General features: G+C 42.6%; 14 protein-coding genes. 11 read left to right on the forward strand and 3 right to left on the reverse strand.

The window, feature by feature from the left end; genetic code table 11:
* Positions 1-299 precede the first annotated feature (299 nt).
* Complete coding sequence (locus SWH54_06650; GenBank protein MDY6790931.1) at positions 300-908, forward strand: hypothetical protein; 609 nt, start codon at positions 300-302, stop codon at positions 906-908.
* Between the two features lie 174 nt (positions 909-1,082).
* Here SWH54_06650 and SWH54_06655 read toward each other — a convergent pair whose 3' ends face one another.
* The 3 genes from SWH54_06655 to SWH54_06665 are packed head-to-tail and all read right to left on the reverse strand — an operon-like array spanning position 1,083 to position 2,681.
* Positions 1,083-1,763: a hypothetical protein gene (locus SWH54_06655; protein MDY6790932.1), complete on the reverse strand. Its 681-nt coding sequence runs from the start codon at positions 1,761-1,763 to the stop codon at positions 1,083-1,085.
* A 5-nt stretch (positions 1,764-1,768) separates the two neighbouring features.
* Positions 1,769-2,434, reverse strand: coding sequence for an HD domain-containing protein (locus tag SWH54_06660; GenBank protein MDY6790933.1), 666 nt, complete (start codon positions 2,432-2,434; stop codon positions 1,769-1,771).
* The gene (locus SWH54_06665; protein MDY6790934.1) at positions 2,403-2,681 is read right to left on the reverse strand and encodes a cupin domain-containing protein; all 279 of its coding nucleotides are present in this window, start codon (positions 2,679-2,681) and stop codon (positions 2,403-2,405) included. The genes SWH54_06660 and SWH54_06665 overlap by 32 nt, the downstream gene beginning before the upstream one ends.
* A 412-nt stretch (positions 2,682-3,093) precedes the next feature.
* On the opposite strand from SWH54_06665, the gene mraZ reads away from it, so the two are divergent.
* The 10 genes from mraZ to murG all read left to right on the forward strand — a co-directional run bounded on the left by mraZ (position 3,094) and on the right by murG (position 14,557).
* Positions 3,094-3,540 carry a division/cell wall cluster transcriptional repressor MraZ gene (gene mraZ / locus SWH54_06670; protein MDY6790935.1) on the forward strand — a complete coding sequence of 149 codons (447 nt, stop codon included), beginning with the start codon at positions 3,094-3,096 and terminating at the stop codon, positions 3,538-3,540.
* 4 nt (positions 3,541-3,544) lie between these two features.
* Positions 3,545-4,483 (forward strand): 16S rRNA (cytosine(1402)-N(4))-methyltransferase RsmH, encoded by a 939-nt coding sequence (gene rsmH / locus SWH54_06675; GenBank protein MDY6790936.1) that lies wholly within the window; start codon positions 3,545-3,547, stop codon positions 4,481-4,483.
* A gap of 15 nt (positions 4,484-4,498) precedes the next feature.
* Positions 4,499-4,783, forward strand: a complete 285-nt coding sequence (ftsL, locus tag SWH54_06680; protein MDY6790937.1) for a cell division protein FtsL — start codon at positions 4,499-4,501, stop codon at positions 4,781-4,783.
* Positions 4,780-6,534: a penicillin-binding protein 2 gene (locus SWH54_06685; protein ID MDY6790938.1), complete on the forward strand. Its 1,755-nt coding sequence runs from the start codon at positions 4,780-4,782 to the stop codon at positions 6,532-6,534. Before ftsL ends, SWH54_06685 begins: the two co-directional genes overlap by 4 nt.
* A complete protein-coding gene (locus tag SWH54_06690; GenBank protein ID MDY6790939.1) occupies positions 6,512-8,110 on the forward strand; it encodes a UDP-N-acetylmuramoyl-L-alanyl-D-glutamate--2,6-diaminopimelate ligase in 1,599 nt (532 codons plus the stop codon). Before SWH54_06685 ends, SWH54_06690 begins: the two co-directional genes overlap by 23 nt.
* Positions 8,100-9,575, forward strand: coding sequence for a UDP-N-acetylmuramoyl-tripeptide--D-alanyl-D-alanine ligase (murF, locus tag SWH54_06695; protein MDY6790940.1), 1,476 nt, complete (start codon positions 8,100-8,102; stop codon positions 9,573-9,575). Before SWH54_06690 ends, murF begins: the two co-directional genes overlap by 11 nt.
* Positions 9,576-9,659: 84 nt before the next feature.
* Positions 9,660-10,739 (forward strand): phospho-N-acetylmuramoyl-pentapeptide-transferase, encoded by a 1,080-nt coding sequence (gene mraY, locus SWH54_06700; protein ID MDY6790941.1) that lies wholly within the window; start codon positions 9,660-9,662, stop codon positions 10,737-10,739.
* Positions 10,739-12,130 carry a UDP-N-acetylmuramoyl-L-alanine--D-glutamate ligase gene (gene murD, locus SWH54_06705; GenBank protein MDY6790942.1) on the forward strand — a complete coding sequence of 464 codons (1,392 nt, stop codon included), beginning with the start codon at positions 10,739-10,741 and terminating at the stop codon, positions 12,128-12,130. Before mraY ends, murD begins: the two co-directional genes overlap by 1 nt.
* Positions 12,117-13,235 carry a putative lipid II flippase FtsW gene (ftsW, locus tag SWH54_06710; protein ID MDY6790943.1) on the forward strand — a complete coding sequence of 373 codons (1,119 nt, stop codon included), beginning with the start codon at positions 12,117-12,119 and terminating at the stop codon, positions 13,233-13,235. The genes murD and ftsW overlap by 14 nt, the downstream gene beginning before the upstream one ends.
* 176 nt (positions 13,236-13,411) lie before the next feature.
* Positions 13,412-14,557, forward strand: a complete 1,146-nt coding sequence (murG, locus tag SWH54_06715) for an undecaprenyldiphospho-muramoylpentapeptide beta-N-acetylglucosaminyltransferase (protein MDY6790944.1) — start codon at positions 13,412-13,414, stop codon at positions 14,555-14,557.
* Positions 14,558-14,702: the final 145 nt, after the last annotated feature.

A 14,702-nucleotide genomic window follows, 5' to 3' on the forward strand; every position in this document is an offset into this window, starting at 1 on the left:
CTTGTCAAAATTAAAGATACATGATAGTTTAAGATAACTATAGTCATTCCCCTAAATTTGTTCCGTTTTGAATGAAGAAACTGTCTGAGTGTATGAGTCTGAAGCGGACAAGTATAAGGGTTTTTCATCGTTTAAAACGGAATATATTCATTAGAAACAAACATTCGTTTTTCCATCTTAGTTTGGTTCGTCCGTGAAATCGCCTGTTTGCCCGGACAAACCTTAGGTTTCATGCATCGTTGTGCCCGGTCGGCCATGAAAAATTATGACAAACAGTATCACATGAAAGGAGACAGGCAGTGAAACACAGATTATTAATGATTCCCATCTTATTAATGGTTATTATCAGTTGCAGTTATCATGTCCCATTAAGCCACCAGCTGGTTGTACCCAATTCTCCCCAACCAAAGTATGATCAAAAAATACTGGTGGTGATGTCCAGAGCACAGGCTCAGAAGGTAATAGAGTATTCTCCCCAGCTGGGTGACACCTATGTATTTAAGGGGGGACCCGCATTAAAAGACCTGGTTATTGATATATTGGGTCAACTTTATAAAAAAGTCGCTTATGCCGAATCCAGAGATATGGCGAACACCAGCTATGATCTGGCTGTTGAAGTAAGTTTAAAAAGCCATGAGATATCAATGAATATATACAAGGGCAATACCGTAAAACTTGGCATTGATTATACCATCTATGATCCCAAAGGAACGCTTATAAAAAACATACCCACTCACACCTCTTCAATGGATAAATACAGTGGCGGTGAGCTGGTTACAACCTTTGTGGTTGGGGCTTTTTATAATATTGGTAAAATGAAAGAAAAAACAGGTGCCGCCTGGGACAAGGCGGCAATAAACTCCATTGGAAAATTAATAGACCACCTGTTGATCATCACCAAGCCTTAGCATTGATCCAATGGTAGATTGAATGAATACCGGGCCAAACAAAAAACCGTGCCTTTTTTTCATCTTTACGGTCAATTTTGAGACAGCCTGAAAATCTTTATGATACCGGGTTGTATTCCATTTGGCCAAAAGCCCGGGTGGCTCGGTGATTTCTGCTAGATTAAAAAGGCCTGATTAGGCACTTTCATAGCAACTTTCAACATCACCATAGCTTTTGGCGCCCAAAAAATCGGCAATTGCTCTGTCATAAGCGGCGGTGTGTTCAAACGCCTTTTGTGCCAGACCGTATCTGAGCTTAAGTGATATCGATCCGTTATTTGCCTGCATATGGGATAAAATGGTTGCATAATCCAAAGGATCAACAACCGATGCAACCCTGATGAAGTTTTTGGCACTGGCTCTGATCATGCAGGGCCCGCCGATATCTATATTGCCCCTGGCCTGTTCAGTCGTCACATCGGGTTTTGCAATCGTCTCTTTAAATGGATAAAGATTGACAATCACCATGTCAATGGGCACACTGTCTGTTCTTTTCAGGTCTTGACTGTGAGAGTCATTATAGGTTTCGGTTAAAAGACCCAGATAGATTTTAAAATCGAGCGTCTTTACCAGGCCTCCCTGAGTTTCCGGCTGACCGGTGTAGTCTGAAACCTGCATCAGATACGATCCGAAACCTTCTCCAAGAATTTCTTTGATCCGGTTAAAAGTCCCCCCGGTTGAAAACAGTTTTATCTGTGGATTTATCCTGATAAGCTGTGGAACCAATTCGTCCAAGCCGTTTTTATCCGATACGCTCACAAGTACATTTTTTACCTTTACCAGATCATCTATTTTTTGAACCACATTAATGCCCATAACGTTTACCTTTCTCCTTTATACTCTTTTAAAAACTGATTAAAAAAATGATCCATGAATGCATGACGTTCATCTGCCAGTTTCCTGCCCTCTCTGGTCAATATTCGATCCCGAATTTTACAAAGCTTTACCTTATACTCTCTGTAACCCGTGTCATCCACTGAATATGGCTTTGTATTTTCTATATTCACCTGAGGATTATGAAGCCTGGCACCTACCTCCCCGGCAAAGAGAAATGCCCTTGCCACTCCCACGGCACCGATTGCATCAAGTTTGTCCGCATCGAACAATACCTTGGCTTCTTTTGTCTCCGGGATATGGTTCCCCCTGAATCGATGGGATCTGATGCAGTGAATAATATTTTGTTTTTGTTTTTTTGAAAGGGAAAGTCTATCTACGATGGGTTCTGCCATCTGAGCACCCTTTTGTGCGTGACACACCACACCGTTTGAAGCATCCTGGGTTGACCGGCCGATATCGTGCAAATATGCGGCAATGAGTAGCACATCCATATCAACGCCTTCAGCCCTGCCGATTTGTTCACACAGCCGGCAGACCCGAAGTGTATGCTCCCAGTCATGGCTGCCGCGGGCCCCACTAAAATGCCCCTTTGCTACTTCCCGAATATCATGAAGCACATTATCCACCCAGTTTGTAGTGTTTTTTGACATTATGGCGAATACTCCAGGTGCATGACATTCCTTCAGGGAAAGAGACCAGATCTCCCTTTTTCATTTCAACCGGATCCCCGCCATCAGGGGTGACCACCACCTCACCTTCAAGGAAATAACAAGTTTCATCCTCACTATAAGTCCAGGGAAATTCCGACACTTCCTTTGTCCAAATCGGCCAATCATAAATTCCATCCCTCTGCAACCGATTTTCATCGAGATTTCGTTCAACTTTGATTTTACTCATGCTGACCTCCTAACCAGAACAAACCTGAAAAAAAGATTTTTTATCACCAAAAGGCAAAAGGCCCTCGATACGATCTGTGGAGACTAAGGCTTAGGCGAAAACACGTAACAGAATCCGGCAACGCAACCACACCTTGTTGGCAGAAAGCCACCATCAATGGCCTATACAATGTTGCTACGCGTTTTGTTTTTATTACTATTTTCATGGCACAAATTCAAGCGACTTTATTATCCACATTACTCCACCAGTATTTAAATGCTCTTGACAGTGTTAACATTAATGAATTATTATAAAAACTATATACAAATGATATTTTTTTCTTGACATCTATTGATAAATGTAGTTTTATTGATACAAAGTGGATAAAAGTGGCTATATATGGAGAATTTTTAACCATCTCGCAGGGTGATTTATGTTTAGAGGCAGCTCGGTTCATACCATAGATTCCAAAGGAAGGATTATCATTCCGGCACGATTTCGTAACCTGATCAAAGCCGAAAACTCTAACAGTCTCATGGTTTCAAAGCTGGATAAATGCCTGGTGGCCTATCCGATTGAAGAATGGCATAGAGTCGAGTCAAAGATTTTGTCCCTGGCTGAAAAAAGTGACACCATGCGGCGTTTCAGAAGAGTTTTTATCGGCGGCGCTTCTGAATGCCCCTGTGATAAACAGGATAGAATTCTGATACCACCTTTATTAAGACAGTACGCCGATTTCAAAAAGGAAATTACCCTTGTTGGCGTACTTACCCATTTTGAAATCTGGTGCCGGGAACAATGGGAAAAAGAAAATTTGGCTATGGAAAAAGATATGAAAAACGAAGAGGTAAGAAAAGAAATTGCAGGATTAGGACTTTGATTTCATGCAATATCATCATATTCCTGCAATGCCTGTGGAAGTAGCCGGTTACCTTAATTGCAGGCCGGGAAAAACCTATGTAGACTGCACCCTGGGAGGCTGCGGCCATGCGGTGGATATTTGCAAAAGAATTATTCCCGACGGTCTGTTGATAGGCATAGATCAGGATATGGATGCCATTAAAAATGCAAAAATAAAACTGAGGCCGTATGAACACTGTATCCACCTCTTTAATGACAACTTTACAAATCTGAAAACTATTCTTTCACATCTGAATATCTCTTCAGCAGATGGCATTCTGCTCGACCTCGGGCTTTCACTTTATCAACTCGAATCAAGCGGACGCGGGTTCAGTTTCCAAAGGGATGAACCTTTAGATATGCGGATGAATATCCAGTCGGCGATTACTGCTGAAGAAATTATCAACAAATCGAGTGAAGAGCGCCTTAGAAAAATTTTTTCAGATTACGGCGAAGAACACCGTGCAAAACAGATTGCACACAAACTAGTAAAAATAAGAAAACACAAACCGATCAAAACCAGCGAACAACTGGCCGGAATCGTCGCCGGTGCCGCCACCAAAGGAAAACCTGTATATCAAAAAATTCATCCGGCTACCAGAGTCTTTATGGCGCTCAGGATTGCGGTGAACAAAGAATTAGAAAGACTGGAATCGTTCATGGAAAATGTGGCTGATTATTTAAATCCCGGTGGGCGACTATGCGTACTGTCATTTCATTCTCTTGAAGACCGGATAGTAAAACGCAAAATAAAAATCCTTGAAAAAGGATGTATCTGCCCACCACAGTTTCCAAAATGTGTTTGCAACAAAAAAAGTGTGCTGCGCTCTTTGACCAAAAGGGTCATTCGTCCGACTAAAGAAGAAATCGCAAAAAATCCCATGGCCAGAAGTGCGAGGCTAAGAGCGGCAGAAAAAATATAAATTTTACAGAATATTATGGAAAAAGATATTCGTCACATTAAAAATATCAGAACCTGGATAATTTTTTTATTTGTTTTTATCGCACTGCTTCTTATTTACACATGGTGCAGGATTCAGTGTGTCCAGACAGGCTATGAAATATCAAAAGCAGTAAAAATAAATGAACAGCGCATGGCTCGTAATAACAACCTGAAAATCGAACATGCGTGGTTGAAATCTCCGGAGCGTATCGCAACAAAAGCAAAAGAAGAGCTCGGCTTAATCATGCCGACAGCCAAGCAAATAATTGTAATTCCATGAAATCAATCAAAAAAAGACATATAAATTTTCGCCTGGCTTTGGTCATTTTTCTTTTTATAATTTTATTTACTGCCATAGGTGCCAGAGCTGTATATCTGCAAGTTTATTGTGGCCCGTGGCTTGCCCAAAAAGCAGCCGATCAGTATGAAAGATCCTTTGAACTGGCAGGGAACCGCGGAACCATTTACGATACTAACTTTGCCAAGATGGCTGTAAGTAATCTGGCAACCTCCATTGCCGCGTATCCCAAACAAATAAAAAATGCAGGGGAGTCGGCAAAAGTACTTTCACCCATATTGAAGGTGAACAGGAAAATCCTGAAAGAAAAACTTATCAGTGAAAAGCCATTTGTATGGATCAAGCGTCAGTCTTCACCGAATGAAACAAAAGCAGTAAAAAAACTCAAGCTCGAAGGAATCGCTTTTATTCCCGAATACAACCGCTTTTATCCTCTAAAAACACTGGCTGCCCAGGTGATTGGCTTTACCGGTACAGACGGTAATGGCCTGGAAGGAATCGAATTTTATTACGATTCATATTTAAGAGGCACCAAGGGCAACTTTACTATCTTAAAAGATGCGTTTGGCAATGGATTTGTCTCAGGAGAAGGAAATGTTCCTGATCATAGCGGAAAGAATATTATACTTACAATAGACAAAACCATTCAATACATCACCGAAAATGCCCTGGAAAGAACCGTAACATCTTTTTCAGCCAAATCCGGAATGGCCATTGTAATGGTGCCAAAAACAGGGGCCATGCTGGCCATTGCGCACTACCCTTTTTTTAATCCGAATTCTTTTAAATACTTCCGAAGGGAGCTGTGGAGAAACAGGGCAATCACCGATCCGTTTGAGCCTGGATCAACCATGAAAATTTTCAGTGCTGCCGCGGCAATACAATCCGGCGGGTCATCACCGAATACCATCTATTTCTGTGAAAACGGCGCGTACAAGATAGGAAGGAAGACAATCCATGACAACGCATCACATGGATGGCTTTCCTTGCAGCAGATTGTCAAATACTCCAGCAATATCGGTGCGGTAAAAATCAGTGAAAAAATAGGACCCGAACGTCTATACAGTACCCTGCGTCATTTTGGTTTCGGGACAAAAACCGGAATCGACTGCCCAGGTGAAACTGCCGGTAGTTTGGCCCTTTATAAGCAATGGACCAAATTAGATACCGGGGCAATTTCCTTTGGCCACGGTATTTCAGTATCTGCCGTTCAACTGGTCGAAGCGGTTTCAGCCATCGCAAACGATGGGATTCTCATGAAGCCTTACCTGGTAAAGGCTATTACAGATAAGAATGGTCAGTATATCCATCGCTTCAAACCGCGAAAAATGAGGAGGGTCATTTCAACCCGTACGGCAAAAGAGATCGCAAAAATAATGAAAACCGTAATTACCAGAAACGGTACAGGGACGCTGGCCGCTCTTGAGGGATATTCTGTTTGTGGAAAGACAGGAACCTCTCAGAAAATCGGTAAAGACGGAACTTACTCCGAAGATAAATATATCGCATCTTTTACCGGGTTTACTCCTGCAGAAAATCCTGAAATTGCTGTTTTGGTAGTCATTGATGAACCTGTGGAAAAGTATTACGGCGGGATTGTTGCTGCCCCTGCATTTAAGAAAATTGCCCATGAAACGCTTAATCACCTGAACATATCTCCCACAGTTGAGTTGAACAAATTGACTTTTTCATTAAAAAAGAGGCCAGAGGGTGAAACTTTCCAGGATACTTAAGGCAGTCAAAGTAAATAGTATTTACCGTACAGGTAAACAGACTGCACCAAAAGATGGTTTTAAGCAAAATTTAAATCATGATCCTGATATTGGTTCGCTGCACTACAGAGCACAGGAAGTTCATCCCGGGGGGTTATTTGTAGCCATACCAGGGCTTGTTTCAGATGGTCATGATTTTATTGACCAGGCCCGTATCAGAGGCGCTTTGGCTGTTGTATCACAAAAACCGGTTCAATCTGATCACTCACTTATCCAAAACACCAGGCTGAACGAAGATGATTTAACAGTCATTGAAGTTGATAACTCCAGGAAAGCTCTGGCAGAAATATCGGCAGCCTTTTTCGGAAACCCGTCGCAACAACTGAATTTAACGGGAATAACCGGAACAAACGGGAAGACAACAACCGCATATCTTATTGAAAGTATACTGGTTGCCGCTGGAATAAACACAGGGGTTATCGGTACCATAAACTACCGATATAATGGTAAGGTTTTCGAAAACCCGGTAACCACACCGGAATCACTCGATTTGCAGAAAATCCTGGCGGGAATGCTGAAAGAAGGGGTCACTCACGTTGTGCTGGAGGTGTCTTCCCACGCCATTGATCTCTACAGGATAGAAAACTGCTGGATGGATACGGGCGTGTTTACAAATTTAACCCAAGACCACCTCGATTATCATGGTGATATGAATTCCTACTGGCTTTGCAAGAAAAAAATGTTTATCGAGCATCTGCCTTCAGGGATTAAAAAAGACCGTGCGCTCGCTGTAATCAATCGTGATAATTCGAAAGGAAGAGAACTTTTCAATATACTTCCTGTTGGTGGCATTTCCACCGGGCATTCAACAGATAACATGATATGGCCGAAAATGATTACACATAACTTAAATGGTATTACGGGAAAGATTTCAACACCTGCCGGAAGCTTCGATTTCAAGTCGTCGCTGGTGGGAAAACATAATATAGAAAATATTCTCTCTGCCACGGGTGTGGGAATCGCTCTCGATCTTTCTTTAGACACTATTAAGAAAGGCCTAGAAAATGTTTTCTTTATACCCGGACGCCTTGAAAGAATTGCCGGAAATAATGGACGTTTTGTATATGTAGATTATGCGCATACACCTGATGCTCTGGGCAATGTATTGGCTTCTTTAAAAGCAGTTTCGCCGAAAAAAATAATATGTGTATTTGGATGTGGAGGAGACAGGGACAGAGGCAAACGGCCGATTATGGGCGAGGTAGTCGGAAAACTTTGCGACCTGGCAATAGTCACTTCTGACAATCCTCGAACTGAGAATCCAGATAAAATTATAGATCAGATTATTTCCGGATTAAAAAAATCATGCCACCATCAATACAGCCGGTCAAGCCTTAAAACTGGTTTGAAAGAAAAGGGTTATGTGATCGAACCGGACCGTAGAAGTGCAATAAAACTTGGCATCGATGTTTCCCGCCAGGGGGATACTGTACTTATCGCCGGAAAGGGTCATGAAACCTATCAGATCATGGGCAAAGATATAATCGCCTTTGATGATAGAAAAGAAGCAAAACAGGCACTTATGAATGAAGCTTAAATCACCAAAAACAAGACGGCGTCACACCAAAAAATCAAAATCCGAATTCAAAAATCGGATACTGTGGACTGCTGCCGACGTTATTGAAGCAACAGGTGGAAAGCTTATCTGCGGTAATCCACATGACAGATTTACAGGCATCAGCATTGACTCCCGCAGTGTTATAGCAAACGAACTGTTTGTCGCAATCAAAGGGGAGACTCATGATGGTCACAGTTTTGCTGCAGATGTGATCCGCCAGGGGATATCAGGACTGGTTATAAATAAAGATAAGGCAAACGATCTTCCCGTTGAAGAATGGAAGAAAAATAAGATTGTATGCCTTGCAACAAATAATACCACCAAAGCTCTTGGCGATCTGGCCTCTTTTCATAGGAAGCGAACGAATGTGACGGTTGTCGCCATCACCGGATCAAACGGTAAAACCACTACCAGAGAAATGACTGCTTCCGTTGTTGGGCAGTGTTTTGAAACACTTTCAAGCAGAGGAAATTTTAACAATGAAATAGGCCTCCCCCTCACCCTCCTCAAGCTTGACCACGGCCATAAATTGGCCGTGGTTGAGCTTGGCATGAATGCTCCGGGAGAAATAGCAAGGCTCGGTGCAATGTGCATGCCTGACATTGGTGTGATCACCAATATCGGTCCTGCGCACCTTAAAGGGGTTGGCTCCATCGAAGGGGTGATGCATGCAAAAGGAGAACTTTTAGATAAAATCAAAACCGGCGGCACTGCTGTTCTCAATGCAGATGATCACAGGGTTTTGCACCTGGCAAGCAATGCCCCCGTAAATGTAATTTTTTTCGGCATGTCTGATGAGGCCACCAGCCGCGCTGAACGAATTACGGAGACAGGCCGTGGTATATCATTTACCCTTGTTTTACCGGAAGAAACAGGTCCCATAGATCTTAAAACTCCCGGCATTTTTATGGTGTCAAACGCCCTGGCTGCAGCCGCCGTTGGATATAAACTGGGATTGTCGGCAAAAGAGATAAAAACAGGTCTTGAGGATTTCAAACCGGTCCACGGAAGAATGAATATTCTCCATACGGACAGAGGGATCAATCTGATAGACGATACTTATAATGCCAATCCGGGTTCCATGAAACAAGCATTAAAAACGCTAACCATGCTTAAAAAAAATAATAGAGGGATATTCATTGCCGGAGACATGTTTGAGCTCGGAAGACATGCCGTACAGATGCATAAAGAAATTGGTGCTGTGGCTGCCGACTCCGGTATTAGTATGCTTTATGTCACGGGAGAATATTCAAAAGATGTCGTATCTGGTGCTTCCGCCGGTGGCATGATAGCAGAAAATATTTTTACCGGAAGTAAAAAAGAAATTATTGATGATCTAACTGGACGCCTCCGGGCAAATGACTGGGTCCTGGTAAAAGGTTCAAGAGCGATGAAAATGGAAGAAGTTGTGGCAGGATTGATGAATATCCAACCGCATAAGTAAGGATAGCTACTTTGAAATTCGACATTCCATATGCGGTTAAATAATCACTTAATTCAATGATACTGAAGAACGGCTGTTAAAATTATGCTTTACCACCTACTCTATCCGTTACACACGACGTTTTCGGCATTTAATGTATTCAAATACATAACCTTTCGGGCTATTTATGCAAGCCTGACGGCCTTTTTAATCTGTTTTCTTCTGGGTCCATGGGTCATCAAAAAATTGGGCCGAATGCAAGTGGGCCAGTATATACAAAAAGACGGTCCCGAAGCCCACCACAAAAAAGCAGGCACACCCACGATGGGAGGGACGCTTATCATTTCGTCAATTGTATTATCAACACTCCTGTGGACCCAGTTAACTAATTTTTATATATGGATAATACTTTTTGTAATTGTGGGTTATGGCCTTATCGGGTTTGTGGATGACTACCTCATGCAGGTTAAGAAGCGCAACAAGGGGCTGAGCGTCCGCAAAAAGTTTATACTTCAGAGTGTCATAGCCGTAGTTGCCGGTTTCCTGGTTTGCTCCCATCCTGGCTTTAATACCCAGGTAACCATTCCCTTTTTCAAAAACATTTCACCGGACCTGGGATGGGGGTATGTCCTGTTTGCCACACTGGTTATTGTTGGCGCTTCAAATGCAGTAAACCTGACAGACGGTCTTGATGGCCTTGCCATAGGGCCGGTTATTATTGCTTCAGTGACCTATATGTTTTTTGCTTATATTGCCGGTCATATAAAAATTTCCGACTATCTCCAAATTAACTATGTGGCGGGTTGTGGTGAAGCGGCCATATTCTGTGGGGCCCTGGCCGGAGCAGGCATGGGATTTTTATGGTTCAACACATACCCTGCTCAAGTTTTCATGGGGGATGTAGGCTCTCTCCCACTAGGAGCCTCTCTCGGAACGGTGGCGGTGGTGACCAAACAGGAAATACTTCTGGTGCTGGTGGGTGGGCTTTTTGTGGTAGAAGCTCTTTCAGTGATTTTCCAGGTCGGTTTTTTTAAAATGACCAACGGCAGAAGAATCTTTAAAATGGCGCCGCTACACCATCATTTTGAATTAAAAGGATGGCCCGAACCAAAAGTCATTGTTCGATTCTGGATCATTGCAATTGCGCTTGCACTTATATCAATGAGTACGCTTAAGCTAAGATAATGAATCTGTTTAAAAAAAAAGTTTTGGTGGTGGGCCTCGGAATAACCGGGGTAGCGACCGCACGCTTTCTTAATAAAATGGGTGCGGTGGTGACAGTAACCGACATGGCAGAAGAAGATGAGCTTGGCCAGCATGTGGCAACCATTCGCGAACTCGGTATAAATATGAAACTCGGTAGCCATGAAAACCGCACCTTTGAGAATGTAGATATGATTGTGCTGAGCCCTGGAGTCCCTCATGACATTCCTCAGATTCAACAGGCTAAAAATAAAGGAGTCAACGTACTTGGTGAAATTGAACTTGCATCAAAATTTATTGACCAGCCTGTGATTGCCATCACAGGCACCAACGGGAAAACGACCACCACTACTCTTCTGGGCGAAATGCTGAAAAGTTCCGGTTTTAATGTTTTTGTCGGCGGAAATATCGGTAGTCCACTTATCGGGTATGTTGACAGTGAGAAAAAGGCTGAAATTATTGTGCTGGAGGTAAGTAGTTTTCAGCTCGATACCATAGAAAGTTTCAGACCCAAACTAAGTGTGTTGTTAAACATAACTGAAGATCATCTGGATCGGTATCCTGATTTTACCGCCTATGTAAAATCAAAATGTCGGATTTTCGAAAATCAGAAAGCTGGCGATACAGCTGTGTTAAACGGTGGTGATCCTTTAATCCGTAAATATACAAAAAACATAAACAGCAGAAAACTGTTTTTTACGGCAAGAAAGAATAGTGAGGCAGGCGCAACCATAAATGGACAAAATATCAACATATATTTCGATGGCAGTTGTACATCTCCAATTCCTTTAAGTATCGATCTCTCCCGGACCCGTATTCGGGGGAAGCACAATATTGAAAACGTCTCCGCAGCGTGTCTTGCAGCTCTATCAGAAGGCGGAACCATTGAGGGGATACAAACTGCGCTAAATCGCTTCAAGGGGCTCCCGCACCGACTTGAATATGTTGCCACGGTGAATGGCGTAAAGTATTTCAACGATTCAAAGGCGACCAATGTTGATGCAGTCACCCGGGCTCTGGAGTGCTTCAACGATCGGGTCATCCTGATAATGGGAGGTCGCAACAAGGGGGCCGATTTTGATTTGTTTAGAGATACTATTCGGCGTATGACCAAAAAAATTATCGCTATCGGAGAAGCAAAAGAAAATATAATATCTTCTTTTAATAAGGTTGTCCCTGTAAATACTGCCTTAACAATGGAAGATGCCGTTCTTAAGGCGCGGGACACCGCACAACCGGGAGATGTTGTTCTCTTATCTCCCGCTTGTTCAAGCTTTGACATGTATCACGATTATGGCCATAGGGGCAAAGTCTTTTGCCAGGCGGTTGAACGACTGGAAAAGGGCGGAGGAAAAACCGGTGACCAGCCATAAACAAAAACCGCAGGGTGCTGCATACGATATAAAACTTCTGTTTCCAGTTCTTTTTCTGGTCGGCATTGGTATTGTCATGGTTTACAGCGCCAGTTCCGCTGTTGCGCTAAAAAAATTTTCCAACGACTATTTTTTTTTAAAAAAACAGGCATTTTTTGCCCTGACCGGCATTATTGCACTGGTTGCCTGCAGGCATTTTCCATACAAATATTTTCGCTCTTTGACATATCCGTTTTTGATTGTTGCCATACTTCTCCTTGTCGCCATTAAACTTTTCGGCCTTGGATATTCTGCCGGAGGTTCTATGCGCTGGTTAAGGATCGGCAGTTTCACGTTTCAACCCTCGGAATTTGCCAGGTTTGCATTAATCATCTACCTCGCCTATTCCATGGATAAAAAAAAAGAACATATTAAAGATTTTTCCGTTGGCTTTCTGCCGCATCTTTTGGTGCTTGGCATATTTACTGCGCTTATACTAATGCAACCGGATTTTGGCAGCGTGGTTATCGTGGGCCTTATCACCTGGCTCATGTTGTTTGTTGGCGGCGCACGGATTTCTCATCTTTTGTTATCCTTGGTCTTTATTATGCCTGCCGCATATATTTTTATGATCAGTGCCGAATATAGAATTAAACGTATAATAAGCTTTTTGGATCCATGGCAATACCCGACAGATGAGGGATACCAGATTATCCACTCTCTCATGGCGTTTGGTACGGGAGGAATTTGGGGAACAGGTATCGGCAAAGGGTATCAAAAACTATTCTATCTTCCCGAACCCCATACCGATTTCATTTTTTCCGTCATTGGTGAGGAACTCGGTCTTATCGGTATTTTTTTTATTTTAGCACTTTACGTGCTGATTTTCTGGAGAGGAATCTATATCGCCAGAAATGCTGAAGATACCTTCGGCACCTTTATTGCGGCGGGGCTCACCACCGCCATTGTGCTTCAGGTCTGCGTCAACATGGGGGTTAGCTTGGGTCTTCTCCCCACCAAGGGGTTGACCTTACCCTTTTTAAGTTATGGCGGCACATCACTTTTGATAAACATGGCATCCATCGGAATACTGTTAAATATTGGAGCGTCTAAAAAAAATGCATAACAATTGGACCACATTGATAAACAAATCTAAAGGTTGGTAGTGTTAACTGATTTTTTAAATATCGAAAGCGGAATTCATTTTTCCTTGTTCGCTATTTTGCGGTTCAAAACAGATGGGCAAAACTGTCGTTATCATAAATTTACTGATCATTTTACATAAGTCAGGCATATTTTTTCATGTTCAGGGGAACAAAAAATCGGCGCAAAGAACAAAGTGATAACGCTATTCGTATAATAATAGCGGGTGGCGGCACAGGCGGTCATCTTTTTCCGGCAATTGCAATTGCCCAAGAGTTTATGGCAACGGATTCCAAAAACAAAGTTATGTTTGTATCCACCGGCAACCCTTTTGAATCATCTGTGGTGAAAAAGGCAGGCTTCACCCTTAAACCGGTTACGGCTGAAGGTATCAAAGGACGGGGCCGGTGGAGCCAGTTGAGATCAATATGGAAAATTCCCCTTGGAATATTTGAATCAATGCGAATTATAAAAAATTTTAAACCGGACGTGGTGATTGGCGTCGGCAGTTATGCATCAGGACCGGTGGCCATTGGAGCCTGGTGTATGAGGAAAAAACTTGTTCTTCATGAGCAAAATATTTTGCCGGGCATTACAAACCGCATTTTGTCTCGTTTTGCCCACAGGATTTATGTTTCGTTTAAAAACACCAGCGCAAACTTTAATCCCGAAAAAGTGGTTTATACAGGAAATCCTTTGCGAACAGAGTTTTTGCATAAATTTAAAGAAAGAAACAATAACGCCCCATCCGAGCAAAAGCATCCGTTTACTGTTCTGATCCTTGGTGGCAGTCAGGGTGCTCACAGTATTAATGAGGCTGTAATCAACGCCCTTGGGTATTTAAAAGGAAACCCCGACTTTTATTTCATCCACCAGACCGGAAAACAGGATAAAGAAACAGTGAAGAAGGCTTATAAAGATCAAAGCGTTTCCAGCATGGTCAAATCGTTTTTCCATGATATGCCAAAGCAATACCAAAGGGCTGACCTTATCATATGCAGGGCCGGTGCAACCACTGTGGCTGAACTTGCTTCTGTTGGAAAGGGAGTAATTTTTATACCATATCCCTTTGCTGCGGACAATCACCAGGTCTTAAACGCCCGCACGTTCACAGAATCCGGTGCAGCCGAAATGATCCTGCAAAAGGATCTCTCCGGTCAAATACTTGTGGAAAGAATTAAATACTATGCGTCAAATAAAAAGGCGCTTGAAGTAATGTCAATTAGAGCCAAAAGTCTCGCTAAGCCCGATGCTGCAAAAGCTATTGTTAAAGATTGTTACAGGTTACTCAGCTCAAGTGGATAAACTGAAAACTGTGAGATTACTTCAAGCTACAACCCAAATACTTTAGTCGTTACCTAATTTATAGGCAACACTGTGAGCAGTTAAAAATAATGGAGTCGTATTTTCCCTAATTCGCCGTTTTGCATCATGACGGAGATAAAAACCA

It is taken from the genome of Thermodesulfobacteriota bacterium, assembly GCA_034189135.1.
Lineage (GTDB): Bacteria > Desulfobacterota > Desulfobacteria > Desulfobacterales > JAUWMJ01 > JAUWMJ01.

Coding starts and splice junctions, on each gene's coding strand:
- SWH54_06655 (MDY6790932.1), bottom strand. CDS start 1,763: ATGGGCATTAATGTGGTTCAAAAAATAGATGATCTGGTAAAGGTAAAA.
- SWH54_06660 (MDY6790933.1), bottom strand. CDS start 2,434: ATGTCAAAAAACACTACAAACTGGGTGGATAATGTGCTTCATGATATT.
- SWH54_06665 (MDY6790934.1), bottom strand. CDS start 2,681: ATGAGTAAAATCAAAGTTGAACGAAATCTCGATGAAAATCGGTTGCAG.
- mraZ (MDY6790935.1), top strand. CDS start 3,094: ATGTTTAGAGGCAGCTCGGTTCATACCATAGATTCCAAAGGAAGGATT.
- rsmH (MDY6790936.1), top strand. CDS start 3,545: ATGCAATATCATCATATTCCTGCAATGCCTGTGGAAGTAGCCGGTTAC.
- ftsL (MDY6790937.1), top strand. CDS start 4,499: ATGGAAAAAGATATTCGTCACATTAAAAATATCAGAACCTGGATAATT.
- SWH54_06685 (MDY6790938.1), top strand. CDS start 4,780: ATGAAATCAATCAAAAAAAGACATATAAATTTTCGCCTGGCTTTGGTC.
- murF (MDY6790940.1), top strand. CDS start 8,100: ATGAAGCTTAAATCACCAAAAACAAGACGGCGTCACACCAAAAAATCA.
- mraY (MDY6790941.1), top strand. CDS start 9,660: ATGCTTTACCACCTACTCTATCCGTTACACACGACGTTTTCGGCATTT.
- murD (MDY6790942.1), top strand. CDS start 10,739: ATGAATCTGTTTAAAAAAAAAGTTTTGGTGGTGGGCCTCGGAATAACC.
- murG (MDY6790944.1), top strand. CDS start 13,412: ATGTTCAGGGGAACAAAAAATCGGCGCAAAGAACAAAGTGATAACGCT.